Raw genomic sequence first — 13,593 nt, forward strand, 5'->3', positions numbered from 1 at the left:
AGCCCATGGCTCCGGCATCAGCCGGTCCGCTCACGCCCCGCCGCGTAGAACTTCCCCACATAGGCGCCGGAAGGCAGGTCGCTCTCCCGCATGAGGGAGAAGACCTCCGCCCCCACGCCCGGCGTCCCGTCCATCCGGAACGCCTCGGCGAAGCCCGTGTACTCGGCCTCCCCCAGCGCCGCGCAATACTCACCCGCCTCGGCCTCCGCGCAGCCGATGGCCTCGTCCAGGGAGCAGGCGGTCCACAGCGTCACCCGCTCCTCGTGGACGCCCAGCTCACGATGGCGGAAGACACACCGGACGCCGTACCACGACGGCTCATCCACGAGCGCTCCCGGACGCCAGCCCGGTGACCCCGGCTATCTGACACACCGCGGCGAACGAGGACCCCTTGCCCAGTCCGGCCACCCCCAGGTGTCCTTCCCCGTCCCGCACGTCGAGGACGACGTCTCCCGAGGGCGCGTCGAAGGACATCGATCCCCAAACGGACTGCTTCCCCCGCCCGGGACGCCACCGGAAGTGGATCTCCTCGTGGCCCTTCTCGGCGACGAGGAACGCCCGCTCCGATGCCGCCAGCTTTTCGCGGACCCGCTCCTGCCACCCGTCCGAGACCGGCACCGGGCGCAGGACGTGCGTCTGCCGGTCGTCCAGCGCCTCGACGGAGAGCGGGATGCCGACCGCACCGGCCCGCCGGCGCAGCGACCGCACCCCGACGGCCGCCACCGCGAACGTGAGGATCCCCCACGTCAGAGGACTGAAGACCAGCTCCCCGCTCACGGAATCCCACGTGAAACCGTCGTTCACAAGGTCGATGAACGTCATGGTGAGCGCCAACGACACGCACTTGGCCGCGGCCGCACGCCAGCAAGCCATCAGCAGCTTTACGAGCCTCATGAGCGAGGCCCCCGCCCCGCCCCACCCCGCACCAAACGGTTCACTCTCATGTGGCCGGATCCTATGAACAGGAACCTGTGAAGGTGACCGGATATCGGCCCCGTCACCATCCCCCCTTGAGGGCGCATCACCGTTCCCAACGGGGCAGATCATCTCAAAGTCTCGCACCCTCTCCCACCTGCATGTCTGCCGATCGTGACGAAGCCGTGATGCGTCTGGAGGGAGCCCTCGGAATTAATCCTCTTCACATGCCCCCCGCATTCCGGCCACATCCCGCAACCGTCTACTGTCGCCCCCACAGCGGACCCTTGTTCTGGAGCTCAACGCCCAGGGGCCCGCTTCGAATGTGGGGAATCCATGCGCAAGTTCGCCATAGGCGCCGCCGTTTCCGGTGCCCTGGCCCTGTCCGCCCTGGCCGTGCCGTCCGCGTCGGCCGCCACGCCGGACCTCACCTTCTCCAACGCGGTGGTCAACAACGGCAAGGCGATCGTTGTCGGCACCACCAGCACGGTGAAGGTCCCGGTCACGTACACCCTGGTCCGCCCTGCCGACCTCGTCATCGACGGCGTGACGAGCACCGCGGGCATCCTTCTGTACCGCGGGCAGTCGCTCTCGAAGCAGCAGAACGAGTTGGGGCCGGACGACGCCCCGAGCTGCACCACGACGGCCACGACCGCCACGACGGTCACGCAGTCCTGCACCGAGGTCATCGCCATCGAGCCACGGCTCTACTTCTACGACGCGGCGGACGCCGGTACCTGGAAGGTGGCCGGCTTCTACGGCCGCACCACCACGGACAACGACGACTCCGACAACCACATCAGCACGGAGTTCGGCTACGACATGTGGGGCGTCCCCGGCACCGCACAGGTCAAGCGCGCCGCCAAGCTGACCACCAACGCCACCCCCGAGCCGGTGACGAAGGGCAAGACCCTCACCGTCAAGGGCGCGCTGACCCGCGCCAACTGGGAGACCAGCAAGTACTCCGGCTACCAGGGCCAGCCGGTCGCCCTCCAGTTCAAGGCCAAGGGCGCCACCGCCTACAAGACGGTCAAGACGGTGACCTCCGGCACGGCGGGCGCCCTCACCACCACGGTCAAGGCCTCGGCCGACGGCTCGTACCGCTACAAGTTCGCGGGCACGTCCACCACGGGCACCGCCACGGCCACGGGCGACTACGTCGACGTGAAGTAGTCGACGTGAAGTAAACGAGGACGGGGCCCTCCCCCGACTCACCCCAAGTCGCCCCCGCGGCAGACGGATTCGTCTGCGGCGGGGGCGACTTCGCGCGTCCGGGGGAAGTCCGGGACGGGGACGCGGACCTCCGGCCCAGGTAACGACTCTGTTGCCTCGGGGGCGGTATCTCTTGACGCCTCCGCGACCCGCGGCCTACCGTCCTCCCACCAATAGGAAACTTTCCTAACAATGATCTTGCAGTGGACTTCCCCGCGGCCACCCTGGGAAGCTGAACGACTGGGCAGTTGAAAGGCAGGTGTCGACAAACATGGCAGGATCCGCCGGTACGCCGGGCACCCCGCGCGTCCTGCGCGCCATGAACGACCGCGCCGCCCTCGATCTGCTGCTCGCGCACGGACCGCTCTCGCGGACCAGGATCGGGAAGCTGACCGGGCTGTCCAAGCCCACGGCCTCCCAGCTCCTCGCCCGGCTGGAGGCCGCCGGACTCGTGCTGGCCACCGGCACGAGCGAGGGACGGCCGGGCCCCAACGCCCAGTTGTACGCCGTCAATCCGCGGGCCGCCCACGCGGCGGGCCTGGACGTCACGCCCGAGCGCATCCTCGCCGCCGTCGCCGATGTCACCGGCCGCACCGTGGGCGAGTACGAGCTGATCACCCCGGGCCGGCGCCCCGCGCAGCCCGTCGTACGCCAGGTCACCGACGCCCTCGACGGCGCGGTGAAGGCGGCTGGGCTCGCCAGGGGCGACGTCCAGCGGCTCGTCATCGGCACACCCGGCGCCTTCGACCCCAACACCGGGCGGCTGCGGTACGCCTCCCACCTGCCCGGCTGGCACTCCCCCAGCCTCCTCGACGAGCTCGCGGCCGCGCTGCCGATGCCCGTCGAGTACGAGAACGACGTCAACCTGGTGGCCATCGCCGAGCAGCGGCTCGGGGCGGCGCGGGGACACGAGGACTTCGTATTGCTGTGGAACGAGGGCGGCCTCGGCGCCGCCCTCGTCCTCGGCGGGCGACTGCACCGCGGCTGGACCGGCGGCGCGGGCGAGGTCGGCTTCCTGCCCGTGCCCGGCGCACCCCTCGTACGCCAGGTGACCAAGGCCAACAGCGGTGGCTACCAGGAGCTGGCCGGCTCGCAGGCCATTCCCAAGCTCGCCCGCGAGCTGGGCATCCAGCCGGTGCCGACGGGGCCCTACGCCGAGGTCGCCGCCGCCCTCGTCGAACAGGCCGCCCGCATCAACGAGGGGCCGCACCTGCGGCTCCTGGAGACGTATGCGACCGGTCTCGCCACCGGTCTCGCCTCACTCGTCTCCGTGCTCGACCCCGAACTCGTCGTGCTCAGCGGCGCCTCGCTCACCGCCGGCGGTGAACCACTGCGCGTCCTGGTGCAGGCCGAGCTGGAGGAGCTGGCCGCCTCCCGACCGCGCCTCGTGGTCGGCGACGTACACGAACACCCCGTGCTGCGCGGCGCGTTGGAGAGCGCGCTGGCGGCCACCCGCGACGAGGTCTTCGACACCTCCCGCTGAGTCCCACCCCTCGACCGACTCCCCCGTCCCACGAACCGTCCCGCGAATCGTTCCGCGAACACCACCACCGCCCTGCCCTAGGGAGACCCCGCCATGCCCGGAATATCCAGGAAAGTCGCCACTGCTCTCGCCGCTTCCGCCTCGCTCGCCCTCCTCACCACCGCCTGTACCGGCCAGTCGTCCTCGGGCGCGAGCGACGACGCCTCCAAGGACACGACGATCAACTTCTGGCACGCCTGGAGCGCGCCCGGCGAGATCGCGGGCGTGAAGGCCCTGGTCGCGGGCTTCGAGAAGACGCACCCCAACATCCACGTCAACATCGTCGCCAACATGACCGACGACAAGATCAACCAGGCCCTGCGCTCCGGCGGCGACAAGGCTCCCGACGTGATCTCCTCGTTCACCACCAACAACGTCGGCAAGTTCTGCTCCTCCGGAGCGCTGGTCGATCTCAACCCCTTCTTCAAGAAGGCGGGAATCGACCCGGCGACGACCTTCCCGAAGGCGATGAACGAGTACACCCAGTTCGACGGCAACCGCTGTACGGTGCCGCTGCTCGGTGACGCGTACGGCCTCTACTACAACAAGAACGCATTCAAGAAGGCCGGGATCTCCAGCCCCCCGAAGACCTGGTCCGAATTCGAGGCGGACGCGAAGAAGCTCACCATCTCCAAGGGCGACTCCTACTCCCAGCTGGGCTTCATGCCGAACTACCACGGCTGGGAGTCCACCACCGAGCACTACTTCGGCCAGTTCTCCCCGACGTACTTCGACAGCAGCGGCAAGTCGAACCTCGCCAAGGACCCCGCGTTCACCGCCGGATTCACCCTCCAGAAGAAGCTCGTCGACGAACTCGGCGGCTACCAGAAGCTGGAGAAGTACCGCTCCAAGCTCGGTGACGAGTGGGGCCCCAAACACCCCTTCCACACCGGCCAGGTCGCCATGCAGCTGGACGGCGAATGGCGGCTCGGCATGGCCGAGGACGCCAAGCCGAACTTCGAGATCGGCGTCGCCCCGCTGCCCGTTCCCGACGACCAGGCCGACCAGTACGGCAAGGGCTACATCACCGGCACCATCGCGGGCATCGCGGCCACCAGCAAGAAGCAGAACGCGGCCTGGGAACTGGTCAAATACATGACCACGGACACGGACGCGGTGGTCGGTTTCGCCAACGCCATTCACAACGTGCCCTCCACGCTGGCCGCGCTCAAGTCGCCGAAACTGAAGTACGACCCGCGTTTCAAGACGTTCCTGGACATCGCGTCGAACCCGAACTCGACGACAACTCCCGCGTCCATCAACGGCGGTACCTACCTCGTGACGATCCAGCAGTTCGGATACGACTACGAGAGCGGCAAGACGAAGGATCTGAAGGCGGGTCTGCAGAGCACCGCCGCGCAGATCGACACGGACATCGCGCAGGCGAAGTAGCGGACGGGCACGGACATGAGCACCGTCACACTGGCCTCGAAGCGGCGCCGATCGGCGCTGCGCACCCTCGCCTTCATGTCGCCGTGGCTGATCGGCTTCGCGGTCTTCTTCGCCTATCCGCTGCTCTCGACCGTCTATTTCTCGTTCATGCACTACGACGGCTTCAAACCGCCGACGTGGAGCGGGACGAAGAACTGGACCTACGTCTTCGAGCACTACCCGCTGTTCTGGCCCGCGCTGCGCAACACCCTGTGGCTGGTGCTGGTCATGGTCAGCCTGCGGGTCGTCTTCGGACTCGGCGTGGGCCTGCTGATCACGAAGATCAAGACGGGCACCGGCGTCTTCCGCACCCTCTTCTACCTCCCCTACCTCGCCCCGCCCGTCGCCGCGACGATGGCCTTCGCCTTCCTCCTCAACCCCGGCACGGGACCGGTCAACTCGATCCTGGAGAAGGTCGGCATCCCGGCCCCCGGCTGGTTCAACGACCCCAGCTGGTCCAAGCCGGCCCTCACCCTGCTGGCTCTGTGGGGCATCGGCGACCTGATGGTCATCTTCATGGCCGCGCTGCTCGACGTACCGACGGAGCAGTACGAGGCGGCGGAGCTGGACGGCGCCTCGGCCTGGCAGCGGTTCCGGTACGTCACGCTGCCGAACATCTCGCCGATCGTGATGTTCGCCGTGGTCACCGGCGTGATCCAGACCATGCAGTACTACACCCAGCCACTGATCGCCGGGAAGGTCGCCTCGGGCGTCATCCAGGGCGCCGGTACGCAGTTCGAGCCCGGCTACCCCGACAAGTCGACGCTCACCCTGCCGCAGCTCGTCTACAACCTTGGCTTCCAACGCTTCGACTACGGCTCCGCCTGTGTGGTCGCGCTCGTGCTCTTCGCCCTGTCCATGGTGTTCACCGCGTTCCTGATGCGGCGCCGGGGCGGTCTCATCCAGGCAGGTGACTGACAGCCATGACACAAGTACTCGACAAGCCCGTGGAGTTGCGGGCCCCGGTCTCCCCCGCCGAGCGCACCGCCCGCCGCAAGGCGCTCCTGGAGTGGGTCGCGATCCACGCCCTCGGCGTCGCCGTCGCCCTCTTCTTCGTCCTCCCCTTCGTCTTCGTCTTCCTGACCTCCCTGATGAGCGACTCGCAGGCACTCAGCCGCGACCTGATCCCGCACACCTGGGAGTGGGGCAACTACAAGAAGGTCTTCGACACCCCCGGCTTCCTCACCTGGTGGAAGAACACCCTGCTGTACGCCGGTGCCGGCACCGTCTTGACGGTCGTGTCGTCGATCCCCGTCGCGTACGCCCTCGCCAAGTTCCGCTTCCGGGGCCGGAACCTGTCACTGATGCTGGTCATCTCGATGATGATGCTGCCGCCGCAGGTCGTCATCATCCCGATGTACCTCTTCTGGGCGAAACAACTGGACCTGTCCGGCACACTGTGGCCGCTGATCATCCCGATGGCCTTCGGCGACGCGTTCTCCATCTTCCTGCTCCGCCAGTTCCTGATGACCATCCCGAACGAGTACCTCGACGCGGCGAAGGTCGACGGCTGCGGGGACCTGAAGACCCTGCTGAAGGTCGTCCTGCCGATGGCGAAGCCGGGGATCGCCGCCGTGGCCCTGTTCCAGTTCTTCTACGCCTGGAACGACTACTTCGGCCCGCAGATCTACGCCTCCGAGAACCCCGGCGCCTGGACCCTCTCCTACGGCCTGGAGTCGTTCAAGGGCGCGCACCACACCGACTGGAACCTCACCATGGCCGCGACCGTACTGGTCATGGCCCCCGTGATCCTCGTGTTCTTCTTCGCACAGAAGGCGTTCGTCGAGGGCGTCACGCTCACCGGAGTGAAGGGTTGACACGCACATGAAGCTCACCGTGGTCGGCGGAGGGTCGACCTACACACCCGAACTCATCGACGGCTTCGCCCGGTTGCGGGACACCCTGCCCGTCGAGGAACTGGTCCTCGTCGACCCGGCCGCCGACCGCCTCGAACTGGTGGGCGGCCTGGCGCGGCGCATCTTCGCCAAGCAGGAGCACCCCGGCCGGATCGTCACGACCTCCGACCTGGACGCGGGCGTCGAAGGCGCGGACGCGGTCCTGCTCCAGCTGCGCGTCGGCGGCCAGGCGGCCCGCCAGCAGGACGAGACCTGGCCGCTGGAGTGCGGGTGCATCGGCCAGGAGACGACGGGCGCGGGCGGTCTGGCGAAGGCGCTGCGCACGGTCCCGGTCGTCCTGGACATCGCGGAGCGCGTCCGCCGTACCAACCCCGACGCCTGGATCATCGACTTCACCAACCCGGTCGGGATCGTGACGCGCGCGCTGCTCCAGGCGGGCCACAGGACGGTCGGGCTGTGCAACGTGGCGATCGGCTTCCAGCGGAAGTTCGCCGGAATGCTCGGTGTCGCCCCCGTGGACGTCCATCTGGACCACGTGGGCCTCAACCACCTCAGCTGGGAGACCGGGGTGCGCCTCGGCGGCCCCGAGGGCGAGAACGTCCTGCCGAAACTGCTGGCCGAGCACGGCGACACGATCGCCGACGACCTGCGCCTGCCCCGCACCCTCGTGGACCGCCTGGGCGTGGTCCCCTCCTACTACCTGCGCTACTTCTACGCGCACGACGAGGTCGTACGGGAGCTGCGGACGAAACCGTCACGGGCGGCGGAGGTCGCCGCGATGGAGCGGGAGTTGCTGACGATGTACGGCGATCCGGCGCTCGACGAGAAGCCGGAGCTGCTCGCCAAGCGGGGCGGCGCGTACTACTCCGAGGCGGCCGTCGACCTCGCCGCCGCGCTGCTCGGCGGGGGCGGCAGCCCCTACCAGGTGGTCAACACCTACAACAAGGGCACCTTGCCCTTCCTCCCGGACGACGCCGTGATCGAGGTGCAGGCGGCCGTCGGTCCGCACGGCCCGACACCACTGCCGGTGCTGCCGGTCGACCCCCTGTACGCGGGGCTGATGGCGGCCGTGACGTCCTACGAGGACCTGGCCCTGGAAGCCGCCCTGCGCGGTGGCCGCGACCGGGTCTTCCGGACCCTTCTCGCCCACCCCCTCATCGGCCAGTACGAGTACGCCGACGCCCTCACCGACCAACTGATCGCGCACAACCGGGAGCATCTCGCGTGGGCATGACGTCATCCGGACCCGGCGCCGGGACGGCCGCCGGATCCGACTCCGCGGGCATGGTCCTGGCCATCGACGCGGGGAACAGCAAGACCGACGTCGCGGTCGTGTCCGTGGACGGGCGGGTGGTCGGGGCCGCGCGCGGCGGGGGATTCCGGCCGCCGGTGGTCGGGGTCGCCACGGCCGTGGACGCCGTGGGCGAGGCCGTCGCCCGCGCCTTCGCCGAGGCGGGCGTCGACTCCGTGGCCCATGTCTCGGCCTGCCTCGCCAACGCCGATCTTCCCGTGGAGGAGGAGCAGTTGGCGGCCGCGCTGCACGCGCGCGGATGGGGCACGAGCGTGGAGGTACGCAACGACACGTTCGCGATCCTGCGCGCCGGGATAGCGGAGCCGCGCGGGGTCGCCGTCGTGTGCGGCGCGGGTATCAACTGCGTCGGCATGCGCCCCGACGGCCGCACCGCCCGCTTCCCGGCGCTCGGCCGGATCTCCGGGGACTGGGGCGGGGGGTGGGGCCTGGCGGAGGAGGCCCTGTGGCACGCGGCCCGTGCGGAGGACGGCCGGGGCGGGCCCACGGCCCTGTCCCGCACCCTCCCCGCCCACTTCGGTCTGTCCTCCATGTACGCCCTGATCGAGGCGCTGCACCTGGAGCACATCGAGCACGACCGCCGGCATGAACTGACTCCGGTGCTGTTCGCGACGGCGGCGGAGGGTGACGAGGCCGCTCGCGCTCTCGTGGACCGGCTCGCGGACGAGGTCGTCGCGATGGCCACGGTCGCTCTGACCCGGCTCGACCTCCTCGCCGAGGAGACCCCCGTCCTTCTGGGCGGTGGTGTCCTCGCCGCCCGCCATCCCCAACTCGACGACCGGATCCGCGAGCTCCTGTCGGCCCGGGCCCCCAAGGCGGTCCCCCACGTGATCTCGTCCCGCCCCGTGCTGGGCGCCGCCCTCCTGGGCCTGGACCACGTCCACGCCCCCACCGAGGTCCACACCCGCGTACGGGCCTTCTACGAGGGGGGTTGAGCCTCGGCTGCGGGCCGGTGGGGGCCGTTCGCGCAGTTCCCCGCGCCCCCGGGCCGCGGGGCTGCGCCCCGGCCCCCCATCAAACGCCGGACGACCCCAGGCTTTTAGGGGCGCGGGGAACTGCGCGACCAGCCCCCACCCACCCGCACCCAAAAAGACCACCCCTCGCACACACCCCAATACCGGCACATTCGAAAGGGAACCGAACACACACCGGCCGCGTATTCATGGTCAGGGGGGTGGCGCGGAGCGCCGCGGTCGCGCTGCCGTCCGAACGGGCCACCACTGTACGAAGGGTGGGCTGCAATCCGAACAAGATCGAGTCAAGGCCTGTGCGGATGTCAGTCCCGGCGGCGATACTTGCGGCCGTGCACCTCTCTTCGTGCTCCCGCGCACGCGGGGGAGGTGACCGACGGATGACCATGGGGGAGGTCAAGTGACACAGCCGCCGAAGGGCACGGCGCCACCGGGGCAGCCGGCCACGCCCACGATGCCGGCCGTCCCGCCGCAGTCCGGCGCGACAGCGGCCCAGTACGGCCCGCCGGCGACAGCGACGGCGCCGCGGTCCGGGCCCCCCTCGCCACCGGGCAGACCCGCCACGCCCGGCACCGCTCCCGCGCGCCGCACCGCCTGGGCGGAGGGCGTGGAGCGCCTGCGCGCCGCGGCGACGACGGAGCCGGGCCGGCTGCGCCTGATCGGCGCCGTCCTCGCCCTCCTGGTCGTCGCGTTCGGCACGGTCACCGCCTGGCAGATGACGGAGCGTTCGAGCGCGGCGGACGACGTGCTGCACAGCAGCCAGCCGCTGAGCGCCGGCGCCGCCGACATCTACCGTTCGCTCGCGGACGCCAACACCGCGGCCTCCAGCGGCTTCCTCGCGGGCGGCCAGGAGAGCGCGGACACCCGTGACCGGTACGAGAAGGACATCCGGACGGCCGCGCAGGGGCTCATCACCGCCGCCGCCAACTCCGACCCGGGGTCCCCGTCCACGGACACGATCGCCCAGCTCAACAAGCTGCTGCCCGAGTACAAGGGCCTGATCGAGCGGGCCCGCGCCAACAACCGGCAGGGCTATCCGCTCGGCGGCGCCTACCTGCGGTACGCGAACGAGAAGATGCAGCAGCAGATGCTCCCCGCGGCCGAGGAGCTCTACAAGCGGGAGAACGCCCGGCTGAGCGCCGACTACGCCGACGCGAAGCCCTACCCGTGGGCCGCGATCGGTCTCGGCGTCCTCGCGCTCGGCGGGCTCTTCTGGGCCCAGCGGCGCCATTACCACCGGACGAACAGGGTGTTGAACCAGGGGCTGGTCGCCGCCACGGCCGCCTCCGCGGTGGTGCTGCTCTGGCTGGTGGTGGGGCACAGCGTGGCCCGGGCCGGGCTGAACTCCTCGTACGACCACGGGGTTCGCTCGCTGAACGTGCTGCACGACGCCCGGATCGCCTCCCTGAAGGCACGGGGCAACGAGAACCTGACGCTGGTCAGCCGGGGCGCGGAGACCAAGCAGGTGTCCGCGACGGAGGTCATGGACCTCTACGACTACGACTTCCAGCAGGACATGAAGACCCTCACCAAGGGCCTGGCGCTGGCCGAGGGCCTCGCCGACGACACGGCGGGCAAGAAGCCCGTCGAGGCCGCGACGGCCAACATGTTGGTCTGGAAGTCCCGCCACCAGGAGGCCCGCACGGCCGACGACGCGGGCGACTACCAGGGCGCTCTGAACAAGGTGATCGGTTCGGCGGCCGACAAGCCGACCGGCGAGTGCTTCGACGGCGTGGACACCAACCTCGCGGCGGCCCTGACGCACGAGGAGAGTGAGTTCAAGCAGGCGGCAGGCGACGGCCGGGACGCGATGAGCGGGCTCCCGGCGGGCGCGGCCGTCCTCGCGGTGCTGGCCGCGGCGGGCGCGCTGCTCGGCATCGGGCGCAGGCTTTCGGAGTACCGGTGAGAGGGGGAGCGGTGAAAGGGGGCATGGCGATGACCGCACGACGTCTGAGGGCGAGCCTGAAGGGCTGGGGCGGCGTGGGTGCGATGGCCCTCGCCCTGGTCGTCACCGCGGTCTTCGCCCTGTTGCTGCCGCTGAGCAGCGCCCGCGGGGACGGCAGCACGGGCACCGGCGGCCAGGGCGTGGGCCAGGGCATCCAGGCGCGGGCCGACACGTGCACCGACCCGCAGGACCAGAGCCCCGCCCCGTCCTCCGACGACAGCGGCAAGACGATCACGGCCATCAAGCAGCGCGGCTATCTGTCGGTCGGCGTCGACCAGAACAGCTACCGCTGGGGCTACCGCGATCCGAACAACACGGCGAAGAGCAGCGACCTGGAGGGCTTCGACATCGATCTCGCGCACGAGATCGCGAGGGAGATCCTCGGCGACCCGAACGCCGTCCGTTTCCACGCCATCCCCACCAACCAGCGCATCCCCGCGATCAAGTCCGGTCAGGTCGACATGGTGGTGCGCACCATGACGATCACCTGCTCCCGCCTCAAGGACGTGGCCTTCTCCGCCCCCTACTTCCTGACCGGACAGCAGGTACTGGCCCCCAAGACCTCCGGCATCAAGGGGTACGACAAGACGCTGGCGGGCCGGCGGATCTGCTCGGCGGCGGGCTCGACGGCGTACGACCGGCTGTCGGCCGACAAGAAGGCGGGCACGCTCGCCTCCTCCGCGGACATCACCACCACCGTGCCCAACCAACTCGACTGCCTGGTGCGGCTGCAGCTCGGTCAGGTCGACGCCGTGGTGACCGACGGCGCGCTCGCCGCCAGCCAGGCGGCGCAGGACCCGACGGTCGAACTGAAGGGCAAGACCTTCACCGACGACTACTACGGCGTGGCGATGAAGTTGGGCGCCGACGATCTGGTACGCCGGGTCAACCAGGTGCTCGTGGACTACCGCAAGAGCGGCGGCTGGCAGGCCTCGTACACCAAGTGGCTGTCCGCGACCCTGAAGGCGGACTCCCCGTCGGCGACTCCGCCGACGGCGCACTACAAGTAACGGAAATCCGGGTAACGGCAGCGCGGACGACGCGGCCGGCGGGAACGCAAGCGACGGGCACGACCGAGAGCGAGAGGTGATCGATGGGCGTCACGGGACCCCCCGGGCCGGTGATGGACCGGGACGAGGTGGACCGTGCGCTGGCGCGGCTCGGCGCGGAGCACGAGGCCATCGAGACCTCGCTCCTCGCCCTGCAGGACCACGCGGGCCGCAGACTCCTCGAAGGCGCCGAGCTCACGGGCACGACCAACGAGCGCTGGTCGACCGCGGAGGCGTCGATCACGCTGCTGTGGGCGTACTTCGACGCGTACACGGACGCGCTGCGCTCCGCCCGCGGCATCCGTTCCCGGCGGCGCTGGTCGAGCCGTGAGGACCTGGTCGAGTTGACCGAGCTGCTGCGCGGCGCGAGCATCACGGTCGCCGGCTCGACCACCGCCACGGCGAACGCGCCGACGCTCTCCGGCACCGGCAAGCTCAGCGAGCAGTTCTCGCTGGTCGCGCTGGTGGAGCGGATGAACGAGCTGTACGCGTCCTCGCTCGACATGGTCGTCGCCGCGGACGCCGTCTGGTCCGCGCTGCCCGCCCGGATCGATTTACTGGCCGCGGAACTCCAGCGCACCCGCCAGCTCGCGCACTCCGTGGGCGTACGCCCCGGTGAGCACCCGGCGGGCGACGACCTGGAGCGGATCACCCGGACGCTGAGCACCCTGCGCCAGCAGGTCGTCTCCGACCCGCTGGCCTTCTGGGTGCCCACGAAGGGCAGTTCGGCGCCCGGCGGCGGACGTCCCGACACCACGACGTACGACCGCGAGGCGCGCGCCCTGGAGGACGTGCGCCGTGAGATCGACGCGGTGCTCACCGTCCGCCAGGACGCGGAGGCCCGACTCGTGCGGCTGCGGGACGTGCTCAGCCGCGCCGACCGCACGCTCGCGGAGGCGAGGAGCGCCCGCGGTGAGGTGCTGGCGAAGATCGCCGCGTCCGAGGTGCCGGCCGTCAGCGGGCCGCCGACGCTGCTGCAGGAGCAGTTGGCGACGGCCGCGGAGTACCGCAGACACGCCCAGTGGCACCGTCTCTCGCCGCTCCTGGAGGCGCTGGAGGAGAAGGCCGAGGACGAGCTGCTGCGCGCCCGGGAGTCGTTGACCGCGGTCACCGCGCCGCTGGCGGTCCGCGCGGAGCTGCGCGGCCGCCTCGACGCGTACAAGGCGAAGGTGGCCCGGCACGGCCTCGCGGAGGACCCGTTCCTCATCGAGCGCTACGACGCGGCCCGACGCATGTTGTGGAGCGCGCCCTGCGATCTGCGGGTGGCGGAGGAGGCGGTGCTGCGCTATCAGCGGGCCGCCGTCGATCTGCTCAGCCCGCGGGTGCCCGAACAGGGTGGCCCGACCGACCGTAGGGGGCCCCACGCGTGAGCGTTGAAGGTGA

At 70.1% G+C, this 13,593-nt stretch carries 12 protein-coding genes; 10 read left to right on the forward strand and 2 right to left on the reverse strand.

Annotation, left to right across the window (positions count from 1 at the left end; all coding sequences use genetic code 11):
* Positions 1-17: 17 nt before the first annotated feature.
* Positions 18-326: a hypothetical protein gene (locus ACFZDJ_RS05580; protein WP_391056278.1), complete on the reverse strand. Its 309-nt coding sequence runs from the start codon at positions 324-326 to the stop codon at positions 18-20.
* Positions 319-894, reverse strand: coding sequence for a hypothetical protein (locus tag ACFZDJ_RS05585; protein WP_391056281.1), 576 nt, complete (start codon positions 892-894; stop codon positions 319-321). Before ACFZDJ_RS05585 ends, ACFZDJ_RS05580 begins: the two co-directional genes overlap by 8 nt.
* Before the next feature lie 357 nt (positions 895-1,251).
* Between ACFZDJ_RS05585 and ACFZDJ_RS05590 the strand changes: the two genes are divergently transcribed.
* The 10 genes from ACFZDJ_RS05590 to ACFZDJ_RS05635 all read left to right on the forward strand — a co-directional run bounded on the left by ACFZDJ_RS05590 (position 1,252) and on the right by ACFZDJ_RS05635 (position 13,580).
* A complete protein-coding gene (locus ACFZDJ_RS05590) occupies positions 1,252-2,088 on the forward strand; it encodes a hypothetical protein (RefSeq protein ID WP_391056283.1) in 837 nt (278 codons plus the stop codon).
* 310 nt (positions 2,089-2,398) lie between these two features.
* The gene (locus ACFZDJ_RS05595; RefSeq protein ID WP_391056286.1) at positions 2,399-3,610 is read left to right on the forward strand and encodes an ROK family protein; all 1,212 of its coding nucleotides are present in this window, start codon (positions 2,399-2,401) and stop codon (positions 3,608-3,610) included.
* A gap of 93 nt (positions 3,611-3,703) precedes the next feature.
* Positions 3,704-5,041, forward strand: a complete 1,338-nt coding sequence (locus tag ACFZDJ_RS05600) for an ABC transporter substrate-binding protein (protein WP_168508720.1) — start codon at positions 3,704-3,706, stop codon at positions 5,039-5,041.
* A gap of 15 nt (positions 5,042-5,056) precedes the next feature.
* Entirely contained in the window at positions 5,057-5,998 is a 942-nt protein-coding gene (locus tag ACFZDJ_RS05605; RefSeq protein ID WP_067370321.1) for a carbohydrate ABC transporter permease, read from the forward strand.
* A gap of 5 nt (positions 5,999-6,003) precedes the next feature.
* Positions 6,004-6,897 carry a carbohydrate ABC transporter permease gene (locus tag ACFZDJ_RS05610; protein WP_384905733.1) on the forward strand — a complete coding sequence of 298 codons (894 nt, stop codon included), beginning with the start codon at positions 6,004-6,006 and terminating at the stop codon, positions 6,895-6,897.
* A gap of 7 nt (positions 6,898-6,904) precedes the next feature.
* The gene (locus ACFZDJ_RS05615) at positions 6,905-8,170 is read left to right on the forward strand and encodes a 6-phospho-beta-glucosidase (protein WP_391056289.1); all 1,266 of its coding nucleotides are present in this window, start codon (positions 6,905-6,907) and stop codon (positions 8,168-8,170) included.
* Positions 8,167-9,180: a BadF/BadG/BcrA/BcrD ATPase family protein gene (locus ACFZDJ_RS05620; RefSeq protein WP_390927225.1), complete on the forward strand. Its 1,014-nt coding sequence runs from the start codon at positions 8,167-8,169 to the stop codon at positions 9,178-9,180. Before ACFZDJ_RS05615 ends, ACFZDJ_RS05620 begins: the two co-directional genes overlap by 4 nt.
* 490 nt (positions 9,181-9,670) lie before the next feature.
* A complete protein-coding gene (locus ACFZDJ_RS05625; protein ID WP_391056858.1) occupies positions 9,671-11,122 on the forward strand; it encodes a hypothetical protein in 1,452 nt (483 codons plus the stop codon).
* A 29-nt stretch (positions 11,123-11,151) separates the two neighbouring features.
* Positions 11,152-12,171 carry a glutamate ABC transporter substrate-binding protein gene (locus ACFZDJ_RS05630; protein WP_384905736.1) on the forward strand — a complete coding sequence of 340 codons (1,020 nt, stop codon included), beginning with the start codon at positions 11,152-11,154 and terminating at the stop codon, positions 12,169-12,171.
* An 83-nt stretch (positions 12,172-12,254) separates the two neighbouring features.
* Entirely contained in the window at positions 12,255-13,580 is a 1,326-nt protein-coding gene (locus ACFZDJ_RS05635) for a hypothetical protein (protein WP_391056292.1), read from the forward strand.
* The last annotated feature ends 13 nt before the right edge of the window (positions 13,581-13,593 follow it).

The organism is Streptomyces sp. NPDC007896, assembly GCF_042959425.1.
Lineage (GTDB): Bacteria > Actinomycetota > Actinomycetes > Streptomycetales > Streptomycetaceae > Streptomyces.

Bases quoted from the DNA above. Each gene is read 5' to 3' on its own strand.
- ACFZDJ_RS05585 (WP_391056281.1), bottom strand. From the start codon at position 894: ATGAGGCTCGTAAAGCTGCTGATGGCTTGCTGGCGTGCGGCCGCGGCC.
- ACFZDJ_RS05590 (WP_391056283.1), top strand. From the start codon at position 1,252: ATGCGCAAGTTCGCCATAGGCGCCGCCGTTTCCGGTGCCCTGGCCCTG.
- ACFZDJ_RS05595 (WP_391056286.1), top strand. From the start codon at position 2,399: ATGGCAGGATCCGCCGGTACGCCGGGCACCCCGCGCGTCCTGCGCGCC.
- ACFZDJ_RS05600 (WP_168508720.1), top strand. From the start codon at position 3,704: ATGCCCGGAATATCCAGGAAAGTCGCCACTGCTCTCGCCGCTTCCGCC.
- ACFZDJ_RS05605 (WP_067370321.1), top strand. From the start codon at position 5,057: ATGAGCACCGTCACACTGGCCTCGAAGCGGCGCCGATCGGCGCTGCGC.
- ACFZDJ_RS05610 (WP_384905733.1), top strand. From the start codon at position 6,004: ATGACACAAGTACTCGACAAGCCCGTGGAGTTGCGGGCCCCGGTCTCC.
- ACFZDJ_RS05615 (WP_391056289.1), top strand. From the start codon at position 6,905: ATGAAGCTCACCGTGGTCGGCGGAGGGTCGACCTACACACCCGAACTC.
- ACFZDJ_RS05620 (WP_390927225.1), top strand. From the start codon at position 8,167: ATGACGTCATCCGGACCCGGCGCCGGGACGGCCGCCGGATCCGACTCC.
- ACFZDJ_RS05625 (WP_391056858.1), top strand. From the start codon at position 9,671: ATGCCGGCCGTCCCGCCGCAGTCCGGCGCGACAGCGGCCCAGTACGGC.
- ACFZDJ_RS05630 (WP_384905736.1), top strand. From the start codon at position 11,152: ATGACCGCACGACGTCTGAGGGCGAGCCTGAAGGGCTGGGGCGGCGTG.
- ACFZDJ_RS05635 (WP_391056292.1), top strand. From the start codon at position 12,255: ATGGGCGTCACGGGACCCCCCGGGCCGGTGATGGACCGGGACGAGGTG.